This is a genomic window from Ponticoccus litoralis (assembly GCF_039769985.1).
Classification (GTDB): Bacteria; Pseudomonadota; Alphaproteobacteria; order Rhodobacterales; family Rhodobacteraceae; genus Ponticoccus; species Ponticoccus litoralis.
Genome location: NZ_JBDNCH010000004.1, coordinates 490,670 through 505,068 on the forward strand (window position 1 = coordinate 490,670; position 14,399 = coordinate 505,068).

Annotated in this window: 15 protein-coding genes and 1 pseudogene; 4 read left to right on the forward strand and 12 right to left on the reverse strand. The window is 67.0% G+C overall.

Annotation, left to right across the window (positions count from 1 at the left end; all coding sequences use genetic code 11):
- Positions 1-5: 5 nt before the first annotated feature.
- The 5 genes and pseudogenes from ABFB10_RS23015 to ABFB10_RS23040 all read right to left on the reverse strand — a co-directional run bounded on the left by ABFB10_RS23015 (position 6) and on the right by ABFB10_RS23040 (position 4,774).
- Complete coding sequence (locus tag ABFB10_RS23015; protein ID WP_347168520.1) at positions 6-581, reverse strand: TRAP transporter small permease; 576 nt, start codon at positions 579-581, stop codon at positions 6-8.
- Positions 578-1,538 (reverse strand): annotated as a pseudogene (locus ABFB10_RS24445) (TRAP transporter substrate-binding protein). Before ABFB10_RS24445 ends, ABFB10_RS23015 begins: the two are co-directional and overlap by 4 nt.
- Before the next feature lie 14 nt (positions 1,539-1,552).
- Positions 1,553-2,248: a GntR family transcriptional regulator gene (locus ABFB10_RS23030; RefSeq protein ID WP_347168522.1), complete on the reverse strand. Its 696-nt coding sequence runs from the start codon at positions 2,246-2,248 to the stop codon at positions 1,553-1,555.
- A complete protein-coding gene (locus ABFB10_RS23035; protein WP_347168523.1) occupies positions 2,245-3,357 on the reverse strand; it encodes an iron-containing alcohol dehydrogenase in 1,113 nt (370 codons plus the stop codon). Before ABFB10_RS23035 ends, ABFB10_RS23030 begins: the two co-directional genes overlap by 4 nt.
- A gap of 4 nt (positions 3,358-3,361) precedes the next feature.
- A complete protein-coding gene (locus tag ABFB10_RS23040; protein WP_347168524.1) occupies positions 3,362-4,774 on the reverse strand; it encodes an aldehyde dehydrogenase family protein in 1,413 nt (470 codons plus the stop codon).
- 189 nt (positions 4,775-4,963) lie between these two features.
- Between ABFB10_RS23040 and ABFB10_RS23045 the strand changes: the two genes are divergently transcribed.
- Positions 4,964-5,896: a hydroxymethylglutaryl-CoA lyase gene (locus ABFB10_RS23045; protein ID WP_347168525.1), complete on the forward strand. Its 933-nt coding sequence runs from the start codon at positions 4,964-4,966 to the stop codon at positions 5,894-5,896.
- Positions 5,897-6,206: 310 nt separating this feature from the next.
- On the opposite strand, the gene ABFB10_RS23050 is transcribed toward ABFB10_RS23045, so the two are convergent.
- The 3 genes from ABFB10_RS23050 to ABFB10_RS23060 form a co-directional block, all read right to left on the reverse strand.
- Entirely contained in the window at positions 6,207-7,418 is a 1,212-nt protein-coding gene (locus tag ABFB10_RS23050) for a GTP-binding protein (RefSeq protein WP_347168526.1), read from the reverse strand.
- A 36-nt stretch (positions 7,419-7,454) separates the two neighbouring features.
- Positions 7,455-8,567, reverse strand: coding sequence for a CobW family GTP-binding protein (locus ABFB10_RS23055; protein ID WP_347168527.1), 1,113 nt, complete (start codon positions 8,565-8,567; stop codon positions 7,455-7,457).
- A gap of 175 nt (positions 8,568-8,742) precedes the next feature.
- Positions 8,743-9,438 carry a FadR/GntR family transcriptional regulator gene (locus ABFB10_RS23060; protein ID WP_347168528.1) on the reverse strand — a complete coding sequence of 232 codons (696 nt, stop codon included), beginning with the start codon at positions 9,436-9,438 and terminating at the stop codon, positions 8,743-8,745.
- A gap of 77 nt (positions 9,439-9,515) precedes the next feature.
- Between ABFB10_RS23060 and ABFB10_RS23065 the strand changes: the two genes are divergently transcribed.
- Positions 9,516-10,271 carry a sulfite exporter TauE/SafE family protein gene (locus ABFB10_RS23065; protein ID WP_347168529.1) on the forward strand — a complete coding sequence of 252 codons (756 nt, stop codon included), beginning with the start codon at positions 9,516-9,518 and terminating at the stop codon, positions 10,269-10,271.
- 274 nt (positions 10,272-10,545) lie between these two features.
- Here ABFB10_RS23065 and ABFB10_RS23070 read toward each other — a convergent pair whose 3' ends face one another.
- From ABFB10_RS23070 to ABFB10_RS23085, 4 genes are all read right to left on the reverse strand, one after another.
- Complete coding sequence (locus tag ABFB10_RS23070) at positions 10,546-11,109, reverse strand: hypothetical protein (protein WP_347168530.1); 564 nt, start codon at positions 11,107-11,109, stop codon at positions 10,546-10,548.
- Positions 11,109-11,309: an anti-sigma factor family protein gene (locus ABFB10_RS23075; RefSeq protein ID WP_347168531.1), complete on the reverse strand. Its 201-nt coding sequence runs from the start codon at positions 11,307-11,309 to the stop codon at positions 11,109-11,111. Before ABFB10_RS23075 ends, ABFB10_RS23070 begins: the two co-directional genes overlap by 1 nt.
- Positions 11,310-11,352: 43 nt before the next feature.
- On the reverse strand, positions 11,353-11,802 hold the full coding sequence (locus tag ABFB10_RS23080; RefSeq protein ID WP_347168532.1) for an RNA polymerase sigma factor: 450 nt from the start codon (positions 11,800-11,802) through the stop codon (positions 11,353-11,355).
- A 133-nt stretch (positions 11,803-11,935) separates the two neighbouring features.
- The gene (locus tag ABFB10_RS23085; protein ID WP_347168533.1) at positions 11,936-12,280 is read right to left on the reverse strand and encodes a hypothetical protein; all 345 of its coding nucleotides are present in this window, start codon (positions 12,278-12,280) and stop codon (positions 11,936-11,938) included.
- Positions 12,281-12,477: 197 nt separating this feature from the next.
- Between ABFB10_RS23085 and ABFB10_RS23090 the strand changes: the two genes are divergently transcribed.
- The gene (locus ABFB10_RS23090) at positions 12,478-13,449 is read left to right on the forward strand and encodes a S8 family serine peptidase (protein WP_347168534.1); all 972 of its coding nucleotides are present in this window, start codon (positions 12,478-12,480) and stop codon (positions 13,447-13,449) included.
- Positions 13,450-13,525: 76 nt separating this feature from the next.
- Positions 13,526-14,362 carry an alpha/beta fold hydrolase gene (locus tag ABFB10_RS23095; RefSeq protein ID WP_347168535.1) on the forward strand — a complete coding sequence of 279 codons (837 nt, stop codon included), beginning with the start codon at positions 13,526-13,528 and terminating at the stop codon, positions 14,360-14,362.
- Positions 14,363-14,399 lie beyond the last annotated feature (37 nt).

Here is a 14,399-nt window from a genome sequence, read left to right on the forward strand (position 1 = left end):
TCCGATCAGCTCAGACTCGTGGGCGTGACGAGGCTCTCTTCGAGGGTCTCGTCGCGCAGGATGAGGCGCAGCAGGTCGCAGGTCGCGATCACGCTGATGCAGGCGAAGGAATAGGGCAGGCTTGCATAGCCCCAGACCTGCTTGATCCCCAGCGTCGACAGCGACTGGAAGGTCGAGGCGCGCAGGATCGGCTGGCCGCTCCAGACGATCGAGACGGCGATCACCAGCACGATGCCCTGCACCGCGATCAGGATGAGCCGCCGCAGGGCGGGGGGCATCATGTCGGGCAGCAGCGTCACGGCGATATTGCGGTTGCGGGCCGAGGCGACCACCAGCCCGCCGGCAACCAGCCAGGGCAGCAGCACCGCGTGGATCTCGTAGGCCATGGGGATGCCGGTCGTGAAGATGTAGCGCAGCACGACGTTCATCAGCAGCAGGGTGAACATCACGGCCATGGCCGTGACCGCGATCACCCGCGCGCTGTAGTCCAGCCCGAGGGTCAGACCGCGGCACAGCGTCAGGAGCCCGTGGACAAGGGGGCGTTGCCGCCCCCCTGCCGCGTCCGAAGAAGACCGGGTCATTGCCCTTGCGCTGCCTCGCGCAGGGCCGCGACCAGGTCGGGATAGGTTTCCGCATACTTGTCGTAGACCGAAGCCGTCGCCTCGACGAAGGCCTCGCGGTTGGCGGTCGCGAAAATTGCGCCTTCCTCTTCCATCGTCGCCTGCAGCTTGTCGTTGCCTTCCTTGTTCAGCTGACGCTGAAGGGCACCGGCCTCGCGGGTGGCGTCGGTCACGCAGGTCTGGGTCGCCTCATCCAGACCTTCCCACCATGCAAGGCCCACGACGACGGGCGAGGCCTCGTACATGTGGCCGGTCAGGGTGATGTAGGGCGTGATCTCGTGCAGCTTGGCGAAGTAGATGTTGGTCAGCGGGTTTTCCTGACCCTCGAAGACACCGGACTGAAGCGCCGAGGGCACCTCGGACCAGGCCAGCGGGGCAGGGGAGGCACCAAGCGCCTCGAAGATGTCGACCGTCATCTCTGCCGGGGGTGCGGATGCGCATGCCCGACAGATCCGCGGGTTCCAGCATGTGCTTGGACAGGTGGGTGATGTGGCGGATGCCGTTGTCCCAGTAGCCCACGACCTTCAGGCCGGACGCATGCGCGCGCTCGTCGATCAGGGCGCCGACTTCGCCGTCCACGGTCGCCCGTGCGGTTTCGAGGTCGGGGAACAGGAAGGGCAGACCCAAGAGACCGATTTCCGGCACGATCTGGCTGAAGGAGCCCTGCGAGTTGGCGGTGATCTGGATGATGCCCGCGCCGACCGAGGTCAGCATCTCCACGTCATCGCCCATGGTCGCCGAAGGCGCCACGTTGACCGAGGACCCGGTGCATTCGGTGTAAAGCTCGGCCCATTTCTCCGCCGCGATGTAACGCGGGTTTCCGGGGTTCTCGCCGTGGGCGAAGATCACGTCTTCGGCCTGTGCGGCCCCTGCCAGCAGCAGGCTGCCCGCCAGGATCGCAGTCATCTTGGTCTTCATGTCTCACTCCTCCGTTATGTTTGACACTCACCATGCAAGGTCTTCAGGATCTCCCGGACGAGATGCCGGTGGTCCTGACAGGTCTTGCGGGCCTTCTCGCAGTCGCCTGCGATGATCGCCGCGACGATCAGACGGTGCTCCCTCACCGAATTGGCCCTGTCGACATGGACCGGGCTGATGAAGGACAGCACCGACCGCATCTGGTTTCTCGCCGAATTGTAGCCATTGGCGAGCAGCGGGTTCTCCGCCATTTCGAAAATCGTCCGGTGGAACCGGTCATCCAGTTCCGCCCATGTCCGCACCTGTTCGCGGGACAGGTTGCGGTCCATCTCGTCGACCAGCGGGGTCAGAAGGGCGTCGATATCCGCGCCCGCGACCACGCCCGCCTTCACCTTCTCGGCCAGCAGGTAACCGGCCATGCCGTCCAGCCCCTCGACCAGTTCGTAGCCCTTGATCAGGTCCTCGATGGTGTAGTGCCGCACGAAGGTGCCCGAGCGCGGAAGCACCTCGACCAGCCCGTCGGCCTCGAGCTTCTTGATGGCGTCCCGGACGGGCGTGATGCTCATCTCCATCTCCGCCGCGATGCGGTGGACATCGAGGGCGCGCCAGCCCTGAGCGAGCCATTTATGATCTGATCCTGAAGAATCTCGTATGCCTTCTTTGAATAGTTCTGAGCCATACGCCCCCCTGTGAAATGCTGTCTGGGTCACATGAGGTCGGTGTATACGCCCGCGATGTCCCTGTCCGAAAGCGGGACGTAATTGTTCACCAGCAGGCGCTGCTGGGTTTCGATGACCTTGGCGGCATAGGGTTCGACGTCTCCCTCGGCCATGCCGTAGTCGCGCAGGCGCTTGGTCGGAACGACCTGCGCCAGAAGCGCGTCCAGTGCGTCGAAGGGGTTGGTGCCGTCCTGCGGCAGGTCGAGCACCTCGGTGATCACCCGGGCGATCTCGGCGATCTTCCCCTCGGGCGCCTTGCGGTAATAGACCTTGAAGACCGGCGGCAGGAAAAGCCGCGTCGCCTCGCCGTGCGGGACGTGATGGGCGCTGCCGAAGTGCATGGCGATGGCGTGCACGCCGCCCGCAAGCACGTTGGCCAGCGCGATCCCGGCCATGTTGCTGGCGATCAGGTAGGCCCGCGCGTCCTGCGCGATGACCGCGCGGCCCTGTTCGACGATGCGCCTGTAGCCCTGAAGGATCGCCTTGATCGCGGCCATGCAGAACATGTCGGTGTAGGGGCTGGCCTTGGGCGCGAGGTAGATTTCCATCGCGTGGACCAGCGCGTCTGCCGAGGAGGTCGCGAAGACCGGGTAGGGGATCCCGGACAGGAATTCGTCCACCAGCACCGCGTGGTCCGCGAAACCGGCGTCGAAGGCCTTGCCGATCTTGCTGCCGATGGCCGGGAAGTCGAAGACCGAGACGCAGGTCACCTCGCAGCCGGTGCCGCAGGTGGTGGGCGCAAGGATCAGCCCGACCTTGCGGCCCGGCTGCACACCCGCCTCGAACAGCCCCGCCACATCGGCGTCCGAGTCGAGCGCCAGAACCTTGGCGCTGTCGAGGATCGATCCGCCGCCGATTGCCACAAGCCGGTCGAAATCCAGCTTGCGGATCGCCCACAGCATTGCGTCGACGGCAACATCGGTCGGCTCTCCGTCGCAGAAGTCGTCGTAGAACAGCACCTGTGCCGCGCTGTCCTGCATGAAGGTCTCGTGCAGGATGCGCTGGGTGAAGATCAGGTCGCGCGCGCCAAGGGCATGGGCCTCGGCAAAGGCGGCAAAGGTGTCATGGCCGTGAAGCTGCGGGCGCAGGGCGAAATGCATGGGCTCAGGCCTCCGCGCCGAGGCGCAGGGCGGCGATCCGGTCCAGAAGCGCGCCGTAGATCGCCTGATCGTCGGGCACCGGACGGTCCAGCGGCTCTGCGATGCGGGTGGTGTTGTAGTAATGCTTCTGCGTCACGTTCTCCGAGACGGAGTTGCCGCCCCAGCTGCCGCAGCCCAGCGAGAAGGTCTTGGCCAGCCCGTTCGCCCAGCTGCCAGAGTTCGCCACGCCGTGCGGCTGGCGCACGATGACCCGCGAGGTCCGTGTTTCAAGGCCCAGGCGCAGGATGCGGTCGGGGTCGTTGGAATGGATCCCGCAGGAGTGGCCAGAGCCAGAGTAGTCGGTGATGGCGTTCACCAGACCGACGGCCTCGTCGAAGCTGTCGTACCGGTAGCAGGTCAGCACAAGGCTCAGCTTTTCGCCGGAAAAGGGGTGGTCCGCGCCGGTGCCGGTCTCTTCGACCACGAAGAAACGCGTGCCCGGCTTGACCGTGATCCCGGCGATGGCCGCGATTTCCTGAACCGGACGGGCCACGACCCGGCGCGAGACATGGCCGTTTTCCCAGATCACCGCGCGCAGCCTGGCCTTTTCCTCGTCAGAGGCGATATGCGCGCCCTCGGCTTCCAAAGCCTTGAGGAAGCCGCCGTAGATCCCGGCCTGCACGACGATCGAGTTCTCCGCCGAGCAGCCCGAGGCATTGTCGCCGGTCTTGCCGATGCGGATCTTCTCTGCCGTCTCGGCAAGGTCCACGGTTTCGTCGATGATGACGGCGGCGTTGCCGACCCCCACGCCATAGGCGGGCTTGCCCGCCGAATAGGCGGCGTGGACCATGTCGCCCGAACCGGTCGCCATGCTGACGTCGCATTGCGCCATCAGTTCGGCGGCCAGCGCCTTGGACGGGGTTTCGATGCACAGCACGAGGTCCTCGGGCGCATCCATGGCGCGCAGCACCTGCCGGATCACGTCGACCACGTAAAGGGTGGTCTTCTTGCTGGCCGGGTGCGGGGCGCAGATCACCGCGTTGCGGGCGCGGATGCCCAGAACGGCCTTGAAGATCGGCGTCGCCTCGCAGTTGGTGCTGGGCACCAGGGCCGCGATCACGCCATAGGGCTTGGCGATGGTGGTGATGCCGTTGGCCGTATCGCGGTCGATGACGCCGACGGTGGGTTCCTTGCGGATGTCGTGGAAGATCGCGGGCATCTTCTGCACCAGCTTGGCGCGCTTGCTGTCGACAAGGCCCATGCCGGTCTCTTCATAGGCCATCTCGGCGATGCGCAAGGCCATTGCGGGCTGCGACAGGTGATAGACGATGGCGCCCGCGATCAGGTCCACCTGCTCTTGGGTGTAGCCGTTCAGCACGGCCTGCGCCTTGCGTGCACGCGCCACGAGTTCCGCGATCTGCTTCGCCGGTTCGGTCATAGATCCTCCACGCGCATCACGGCCCTCTCCAAGACGTGTGATGCATCAGTAAACACATCAGATTCGATTTCAGGGGTCAAGCTGCATGCTCTGCGCATCCATGTCAACTGATACATCAGATGATATATCTGTTGATGAGGCGCAATCGGGATTGGTATGATCCGCCGACGGAAATCGGAGGACACCGCCATGACTGCACAGCCGGAACAGGTTCAGATCAACGAGGTCGTGCTGCGCGACGGCCTTCAGAACGAGGCGGCATTCGTCGCCACCGAGGACAAGATCCGGCTGGGCGACCGGCTGTCCCGCACCGGCATCCGGCGTCTGGAGGTGACCTCTTTCGTGTCGCCCAAGGCGATCCCCAATCTGCGCGACGCGGCAGAGGTTCTGGCCGGGTTACAGCGGGTTCCGGGCGTGCGTTACACGGCGCTGGTGCCGAATGTGCGCGGGGCGGAACGCGCCCTGCACAGCAAGGTCGACGAGGTCAATCTGGTGATGTCCATCGGAGAGCAGCACAACCTTGCGAACATGCGCATGACCTGCGCGCAGTCTCTCGGCCAGTTCGCCGAGATCATGCGGGTGATGGAGGGGTCCGGCGTCTTCGTGAACGGCACGCTGGCGACCACCTTCGGTTGCCCCTTCGAGGGACGGCAATCCATGGACCGCATCCTCTGGGGCGTCGAGGCCTATCTTGCGTTGGGGATCGAGGGCATCACCATTGCCGACACCATCGGCGTGGCCAATCCGCGCCAGGTCGAAAAGGTTGTGTCCACGATCCTGGACAGGCACCCGGGCCTTCCCCTCACGCTGCACCTGCACAACACGCGCGACATGGGGCTGGTCAATGCGCTGGCCGCCTATGATGCCGGGATCCGCAGCTTCGATTCCGCGCTTGGCGGCATTGGCGGCTGCCCCTACGCGCCGGGGGCAACGGGCAACGTCTGCACCGAAGACCTTGTGCACATGTTCCATCAGTGCGGCATTCCGACCGGCACCGACCTGGGGTCGCTGATCGAGATTTCGCAGGCGCTGCCGGATGTGCTGAACCATGCGGTCCCGGGGTTCGTCATGAAGGCGGGGACGTCGGATCGGCTTTACCCCTTCCCGGGAAAACAGGCGTAGCGCGGCGCTGGCGGGGCGAAGCCCTTTGGCGGACGGGTTCGGTGCGCGTCAAGTGACGCCAGCCGTCGGCGGGAAGACCATCCGCCCCGCGCCGGACAGAAGGCAGTGCGTGCGGCCCGCCCGTCCGGCGTCGGGTGGAAGCGCTGGCCATGGCCGGTTTGAACGGCAGCGGGGCATGGCTTTCGCCGACATACCTGCAAAGGCTGGAGGCGGCGGTTCTGCCCGCCGCCTCGATGCCCTTCGCCCCATAGTCCCGTGAGAGGGCGCCCTTGCCGGGGCGCCTCCCGGGGTCATGGCCGCCGGTGATCCGTCAGGCCGCCTGTTGCCGGTCCATGCGCGGGAAGGGATCGGGCAGGTCGGTCCAGTCCGCCGGGGTGAAATCCGTCACGTCCAGCAGGGCGGCGTTCAGCGTGGCGCAGATGGCGTCGCGGTCGAGCCCCACGCCGATGAAGACGATTTCCTGACGCCGGTCGCCCCATGGCTCGGCCCAGAGCCGCGCGATTTCGGCCTGCGCCTCGGGATGCGTGGGCAGACGCTCCTTCGGAACCGAGGCCCACCACCAGCCCAGCGGCTTGACCGAGGACATGGCGCCCGCCAGCGAGAACTCCATCGCCCAGTTGGGCTGCGAGGCGATCCAGAAATGCCCCTTGGCGCGGATCGTGCCGGGCAGGGGGCCGTTCAGCGCCCTGTGCAGCCGCTCCGGGTGGAAGGGCGCGCGGGCGTTGTAGACGAAAGAGGTGATGCCATATTCCTCGTCCTCGGGCACGTGGTTGGCGAAGCCATAGAGCTCTTTGGCCCACATCGGGTGCTCATGCGCGCTGTCGAAATCGAAAAGCCCGGTGTCGAGGATCGCCTCGGGCGCCACCTCGGAATGATCGGTCTCGATGATCTTCGCGTCGGCATTCAGGGCGCGGATGATCTTGCGCGCCTTGTCGGTCTTGTCGGGGCCCGCGTCGGTGACCTTGTTCAGGATCACCACATCGGCGAATTCGATCTGTTCCGTCAGCAGGCTGACAAGGCTGCGGTCGTCCTGATCGCCAAGGCTTTCGCCCCGGTCGGTCAGGAAGTCGTGGCTGGAATAGTCGTTCAGCAGGTTTACCGCGTCCACCACCGTGACCATGGTGTCCAGACGCGCCACGTCCGACAGGCTTTCGCCCTGTTCGTCGCGGAAATCGAAGGTCGCGGCGACGGGCAGCGGTTCCGAGATGCCGGTGGACTCGATCAGCAGGTAGTCGAAGCGGCCCTCCTGCGACAGCGCGCGCACCTCTTTCAGCAGGTCGTCGCGCAGGGTGCAGCAGATGCAGCCGTTGGACATCTCGACCAGCTTCTCCTCGGAGCGCGACAGTTCGGTGCCCTCGCGCACCAGATCGGCGTCGATGTTCACCTCGGACATGTCGTTGACGATGACGGCGACGCGGCGGCCCTCGCGGTTGTTCAGCACGCGGTTCAGAAGCGTGGTCTTTCCGGCGCCGAGGAAGCCGGAAAGGACGGTGACGGGCAAGCGGGTGTCGGTGGCGGACATGGCTGTCTCCTGTGTCGTGGTCGGAAAGGGGCGGGGTCAGAGCGGCGTGTCGGCCGTTTCCGCCGCCTTGCGGGGCTGCATGTGAAGCGTGTCGAGACTGGCCCTCAGGTCGGCCTCGGTCATGTCGCGGGCGATGACGACGATGCGGCTGACCCTGTCGGGACCGCGCCAGCCCTTCAGCTGCACGGGCGCGTCGAAGATGTGCTGCACGCCGTGAAAGACAAAGGGATCGTCAATGCCCTGCAGGTGCACGATGCCCTTGATGCGCAGGATATGCGGACCCCGGAGCGCGATCAGGGTGTCGAGCCAGAGGTCGAAGACCTCGCAGGCGATCGGCTCTGCCATCTCATACGAGACAGAGACGATCCGGTCGTCATGGGGCGCCTTCGCCGAGGCCGGGGTGGGCAAGGGGGCCGCCCCGGCGGCGGGTGTCGCAAAGCCCGAGAGGTTCGCCAGCGGATCCTCCGGCATGGCGGTCGGTCCAAGCCATTGCGCCATGTCCTGCGTGGTCGCGTCCTGATGCAGGGCGGTCAGCCCGAACAGGCTGCGCGCCGCGAGGCGGCCCCGTTCCGCATGGATGCGCCGGGCCGTATCGTTGAGACGCTCCAGCCGGGCGTTGAACTCTGTCAGGCTGCGGGCATCGACAAGGTCGGCCTTGGACACCACGATCAGGTCGGCCATCGCCACCTGCTGCACGGCCTCGTATTGCCGGTCCAGCGTCTGCGGACCCAGTGCCGCGTCGGCCAGCGTCACGACCCCGTCCATGTGGAAATACGGGGCGACGACAGGGTCGACGATCAGGCTGTGCAGGATCGGCCCGGGATCGGCGATGCCGGTGGTCTCGATCACCACGCGGTCGAAGGCCAGATCGCCCCGGTTGCGCCGCGCCATGAGGCTGCCGAGCGTCTTCAGAAGGTCGCCGCGAATGGTGCAGCACAGGCAGCCGGACTGCAATAGGACCGTTTCTTCGGTCGCGGCTTCGATCAGGTCGTGATCCAGACCGATATCGCCGAACTCGTTCATGACGACGGCGATCCGCCCGGCATCCGGATCGTGCAACAGGTGATTGAGCAGCGTCGTCTTGCCCGCGCCAAGGAAGCCCGTCAGCAGGGTGATCGGAATCCGGTTGTCTCTGCTTCCCAGTGTCATGCCGTCGCTCCCTTGCCGTGCTGCGCTGCCTGCTCCATACAGTTATAGTATAACATCACGCAAGGGACGCAAGCACGCCCGCTCAGGTTTTTGGCGGAACCCTGCGCAAGGCCCGGTGCGCGCCGCGTGGCGGCAGGACTGGCGGGCAGGGCTGTCAGGACGGGGCGGGGGCGCGTCAGGAGGGCAGACCTGCCCCTTTCATGGCCGAGAAGATCGTCTGAAGATGCCTGCGCATGGCGTCCGAGGCCTCTATCGCCGCGCCCCGGCGGATGCAGGTCACCACCTCTTCGTGCTGCTGGCTGTGGCGCTCGGTGAAGGCGTCGACGCCGAGCGTCCGGTAGGTGATGTCCCATTCGCGTTGCCATGCCGCGTGGCGGCGCACCCCGGCCAGATAATCCAGAAGGCCCAGCAGGATGGGATTGCCCGTCACCTCGGCGATGCCGCGGTGAAAGGCGGTGTCCAGCCGTTCGCAATCGGACCGCGTCCCGGCGCGGCGGCCCTGATCGACCAGCCCGGACAGGTAGGCGATGCTGGCGGGTGTCGCCAACATCGCGGCCTCGGCGGCGACCGAGGGTTCGAGAGTGAGGCGGGCCTGCATCAGCTGCAAGGGCGAGGCGCCCTGTACCAGAATGGCCTCGCGCACCGGATGCCCTAGGGGTCGGGAGCCAAGGAAGGTGCCTTGCCCGACATGCCGCCACAGGTCGCCCGCGCGCTCCAGCTCGGCCAGTGCCTTGCGCAGCGTCTCGCGGCTGCACCCCAGCCGCCGCGCCAGATCCCGTTCCGGCGGCAGTTGCCCGCCCGGACCGATGGCCTCTGCCGCGCAATAGTCGCGCAGGGCCTCGACGATCTCTTGCGTCCGTTTCGTTGCCATGCATGCCTCCTGTCCAGACCAATTTGCAGACCAATCACGCGCCGTGCAACAGCGGCGCGGCCTTTAGGAGAACAACCATGCTGACAATCTTCGTGCTCGCGCTGGCCGGTCTGGGCGCCGGTGCGCTCAACGCCATCGCGGGCGGCGGCACCTTTCTGACCTTTCCGGCGCTGGTCTGGGCGGGCGTGCCGCCGATCATGGCCAATGCGACCGCAACCTTCGCCGCCCTGCCGGGCTATGTCGGCAGCGCCTGGGCCTATCGGGGCGATATCGAGCGCGGGGGCAAGCCGCCGCTCGCCCATCTTGTCGGCGCCGCAGTGGTCGGGGGCCTCGCGGGCGCGGGCCTGCTGCTGGTGACACCGGAAGAGCTGTTCTCGGGCGTGGTCCCCTGGCTCTTGCTGATCGCGACCGCCGCCTTTGCGCTTGGTCCGGCCTTCGTCCGGCGCCTTGCCGAGTCCGGGCGGACGATGTCCGACCCCGCCGCCCTTGGCCTGGTTTTCGCGGTCTCGGTCTATGGCGGCTATTTCAACGGCGGCCTCGGCATCATGCTGCTGGCAGCCTTCGGCATCATCGGCATGACCAACCTGCACCGGATGAACGGGTTGAAGAACCTGATGTCCGTGGTCCTGTCCGTCGTTTCGGTCGCGACCTACACCGTGGCGGGGCTGATCGACTGGGGCAACCTGCTGGTTGTCGGCCTGTCCTGCGCCCTTGGCGGATACCTCGGCGCGGTACTGGCTCGGCGGGTGCAGAACACGGCCCTGCTGCGGCTGCTGATCATCGCGATCGGCCTGATCATGACGGCGCTTTTCTTCCTGCGCGCCGCCGGTTGAGGTCCTTGCGGTCCGGTCAGGCCGTTCGAAAGACCCCTCTGCCGGTGCGCCGCGCTGAACCCTCCGACGTCACCGGCCCGGGTGGCTGCAAGGCGCGGGTTCCGTCTTGCCGGTCGGCTGCACCCCCTGCCTATGCCTATGCCTATGCGGATGCGGGGCAGGGGGCAGGATCGCGGCACAGCGCTGGCCCGGCCCGCCGCCGAAGTCCGCGCCGCGGGCAGGCGGTTCCGCCAGAGAAACCACGCCCCAAGCAATGAGGGGCGGCCCCGGCTGACTAGCGTGCAAGGGCGGACAGACTGTCGGCCTCGCTTTCGACGGAAAGCGGCGCCCCTGCGTCGATCGAGCCCAGATAGGCCTCCAGCGCATCCAGAGACGACGCCGGGGCATAGCCATCCGACGCGACCTCGGCGATCACCGCGAAGCGGAGCGCCCAGCTGTCTTCGCCGTGGCAGGCGACCGCAACATGCGCCCGCGCGCTTTCATCGAACTCGAATTCCCGGCACAGCTTGCCCTCGGCGTCGTGAAAAGAGGCAATCGGGCGCACGACGCCGCCTGCCACCTGACGCTCTTCGCCGGAGGGCAGGTCGTTCAGGGCCTCCTTGACCGCCGCGGTCGAGAGCACGGCGAAATCCGTCGCGGGGGCCTGCGGTGTCGAGGTCCGGCCAAGCATAAGGCCGCCCCCCAGTCCGACGGCCAGCGTGATGCTTGCCGCAAGGGCCATCGGCTGCCATTCGACCCTGCGGCGCCGGGGCAGGGGGACAACCACATCCGCCACCGGCTCTGCCGTTGTATCCGAAGCGGTCTTCGCCTGCGCGAAGGCCTTGTCGATCTTCGCCATCAGCGCGTCGGGCAGGGGGGCTCGGGGCGGGCCTGTGCGGCCTGTTTCAGCACGCGCGCGGTGTCGCCGAACAGGGCCACCCGTTCGGCCACCTCGGGGTCCGTCTCGATGGCGGCCTCGACGGCGCGCGCCGTCGAGGCGTCCAGCTCGCCATCGGCGTAGGCCATCAGGATTTCATCGGTCAGCTTGGGCTCTGCCATGTCGCTCTTGCTCCTCGTCCCTCTGTCCACGTGCCGGGCCGGATTATATTCCCAGTTTTTTTGCCAAAGCCATGCGGCCCCGTGCCAGACGGCTCATCACCGTGCCGCGCGGGATGTCCAGAACCGAGGCGGCCTCGGCATAGGACAGCTCTTCGTAACACACGAGCAGGATCACCTCACGCTGCTCGTCGGGCAGCTCGTCCAGCGCCTTTTCCGTCGCGTTCAGCATCAGCCGCGCATCGGTGATCTGCCGGCCGTCGACCGCCATGACATCGGGCGAGTCGATCACATCGACCTCGGTGCCCCGCGTTTTGCGTCGCCGCATCACGTCCAGCCAGGCATTGCGCAGGATGCGGAACAGCCAGGGCTCCAGGCGCTGCGTGCAATCATAGCGATCGCGCGCGGCAATCGCGCGTTCAACGGTCGTCTGCACCAGATCGTCCGCCAGATCCGGGCTGCGGCACAGCGACAGCGCGAAACGGCGCAGGGGCACGAGTTGGGCGATGATGTCATGTTCGAAACGGTACCGTTCATACCCGCGTACCCGCTATCCAAAGTGTTTGCCGCACGGATTGGATGGAATTAGGTCTGACCGCAACCGTAGTCATCGTGACCCGATTTGCAATTCAACAAAGAGACCCGCCCCGATGATCAGAAAAATCTTGCTTGTACAACTGCTTGCCTCTGTCGCCCTCTTCTCTCCGGCCGAGGCCCCATGGCCGGGCCTTGCGACCTCTGCATGGGCCGACGATGACGACGACGATGATGATGGCGGGGATGACGGCGGCGGTGACGATGACGACGATGATGATGACGACGACGATGATGATGACGACGACGACGATGACGACGACGATGACCGCAGCCCGTCGCGCAGCGGCGGCGGGACCGGGGACGGCGGCGGGCTGCTTCGGCTGCTCCGGGGCGAACCCGTAGCGCCGCGGCAGCAGCAGCGCGCGCCCCAGCAGCAACGGGCACCGCAACAGCAAGCGCGCCGCGCGGCGCCCCTCCGCCGCCGCCGCCCGAGCAGGCCGGGGCGGAGATCATCGCCAACGGTCTTTCCGCCGAGGATCTGGCCACGCTGGAAAGCGAAGGGTACCGCTCGCTGGAGCAGCGCCAGCTGGCGGCGCTGGGGGTTCAGATCCACCGTCTTTCGGTGCCCTCCGGCGTGACGCTAGAGACCGCGCGGACGCGGCTGCGGGCGCTGCCCTCGGCGCCCGACGCGGATTTCAATCACTACTACCGGACCGAGCAGGGTTTTGCCCCGGACTGCGAGGGCGGCGACTGCCCGGCGCGCTTCAGCATCGGCTGGCCGCTGCCGCCCGCGCGCGGCGGATGTGGCAGCAGTGTCGCCATCGGCATGATCGACACCGGCATCAATGACGCGCATCAGACCTTTGCCGGGGCCGATCTGGAACTGCATCGCCTCTCGGACGAAGACCTGCCGCCGTCCAAGCGCCTGCACGGCACCGCCATCGCCGCGCTGCTGGTCGGCGATCCGGACACCCGGTCGCCCGGGCTTGTGCCCGGCGCCTCGCTGGTCGCGGTCGATTCCTTCCACCGCGCGGGCAATGACGAACGCGCGGATGCCTTCACCCTCGCATCGGCGCTGTCCTTCCTGGCGGATCGGGACGTGCGGGTGATCAACCTCAGCCTTGCCGGGCCCGAAAACGCGGTTCTGGAAGAGATCACGGCACAGCTTGTTGCCGAGAACGATATCCTGATCCTTGCGGCGGCGGGGAACGACGGGCCGCGTGCCGGGCCGCGCTACCCGGCGGCCTACGACCATGTGATGGCCGTGACGGCGGTGGATCGCGACAAGCAGGTTTACCGGCGTGCGGTGCAGGGGCCGCATATCGATCTGGCCGCCCCGGGGGTGAACGTCTGGACCGCGGCCTCTGTCAGCGGGGCACGCTGGAAGACCGGCACCTCTTTCGCCGTGCCCTTCGCCACGGCGGCGGCGGCCATCCTGCGCGAGGCCCAGCCCGACCGAAGCGCCGCCGAGATCGCCGAGGCGTTACGCGCGGGGGCCACCGATCTGGGGGATCCCGGACCGGACATGGTTTACGGTCACGGGCTGGTTCCGGTCACGGACGCTTGCGTCAAGCCCATGAAAACAGAGCAGAAAACAATCCCCTGAAAAACTTTCGCGCCCGGCGGGAATAGGGCGGCGGGTCGGGCGTAATCCTTGCAGATGCCAACGCAAGGAGCCCGCAATGCCCTGTTCCCCCGCTTCGATCCTTCCGCCCCGCCAGATCTCCAGGCTTGTCTGCACCAGCCCCGCCGGGCGGCTTTCTGCCCGGGTCGTCCTGCCGAGCCGGCCCAGCGGCGCGGCGCCGCTTCTGGTGCTGCACGGCATTTCCCGCAACGCCCGCGAGCTGACAGAGCTCTTCCGCCCCGAGGCGGAGCGCACGGGCCGGACCGTCATCGTTCCCCACTTCGGTGACCGGGCACGGCCGGTGTTCCAGCGTCCCTCGCGCAAGGCGCGGCCGGATCAGGCGCTGCTTGCGCTGCTCGCGGCCTTCGAGGCCGCCTTTCCCGATCAGGCCGGCCCGGTCAGCCTGTTCGGCCATTCCGGCGGCGCGCAACTGGCGCACCGCTTCGCCATGCTGTTTCCCCAGCGCGTTGCGGATCTGCATATCGCGGCGGCGGGCTGGTACTGCCTGCCGAACCGGCAGATGGCCTATCCCTACGGGCTGGCCGACAGCGCCGCGCCGCGCGATCTGTTCTGGGCGCGCCGCCATGGCGTCGGGCTGCGCCGTTTTCTCGACCGTCCCATCCATGTCTATGTGGGCAGCCGCGACACCACGCGCGACGAGGCACTGCGCCAGACACCGGAGCTGGACCGCCTGCAGGGCGAGACCCGTCTGGCCCGCGCCCGCACCTATGTTCAGGCGCTGCGCGGTGCCGCCGCCGCAGAGGGCTGTTCGCCCCGCATTGCCCTGCATGAGCTTCCGGGCTGCGCGCATGACGTTGCCTGGGCCGTCCGGCACGCCGGGCTGGCCCGGATGGTGACCGCGCCCGCGCAGACCGGCCTGTCCAGCGCCGCCTGACCCTTTCCCCGATTCCCAACCTCATCTCCGCTCTTGA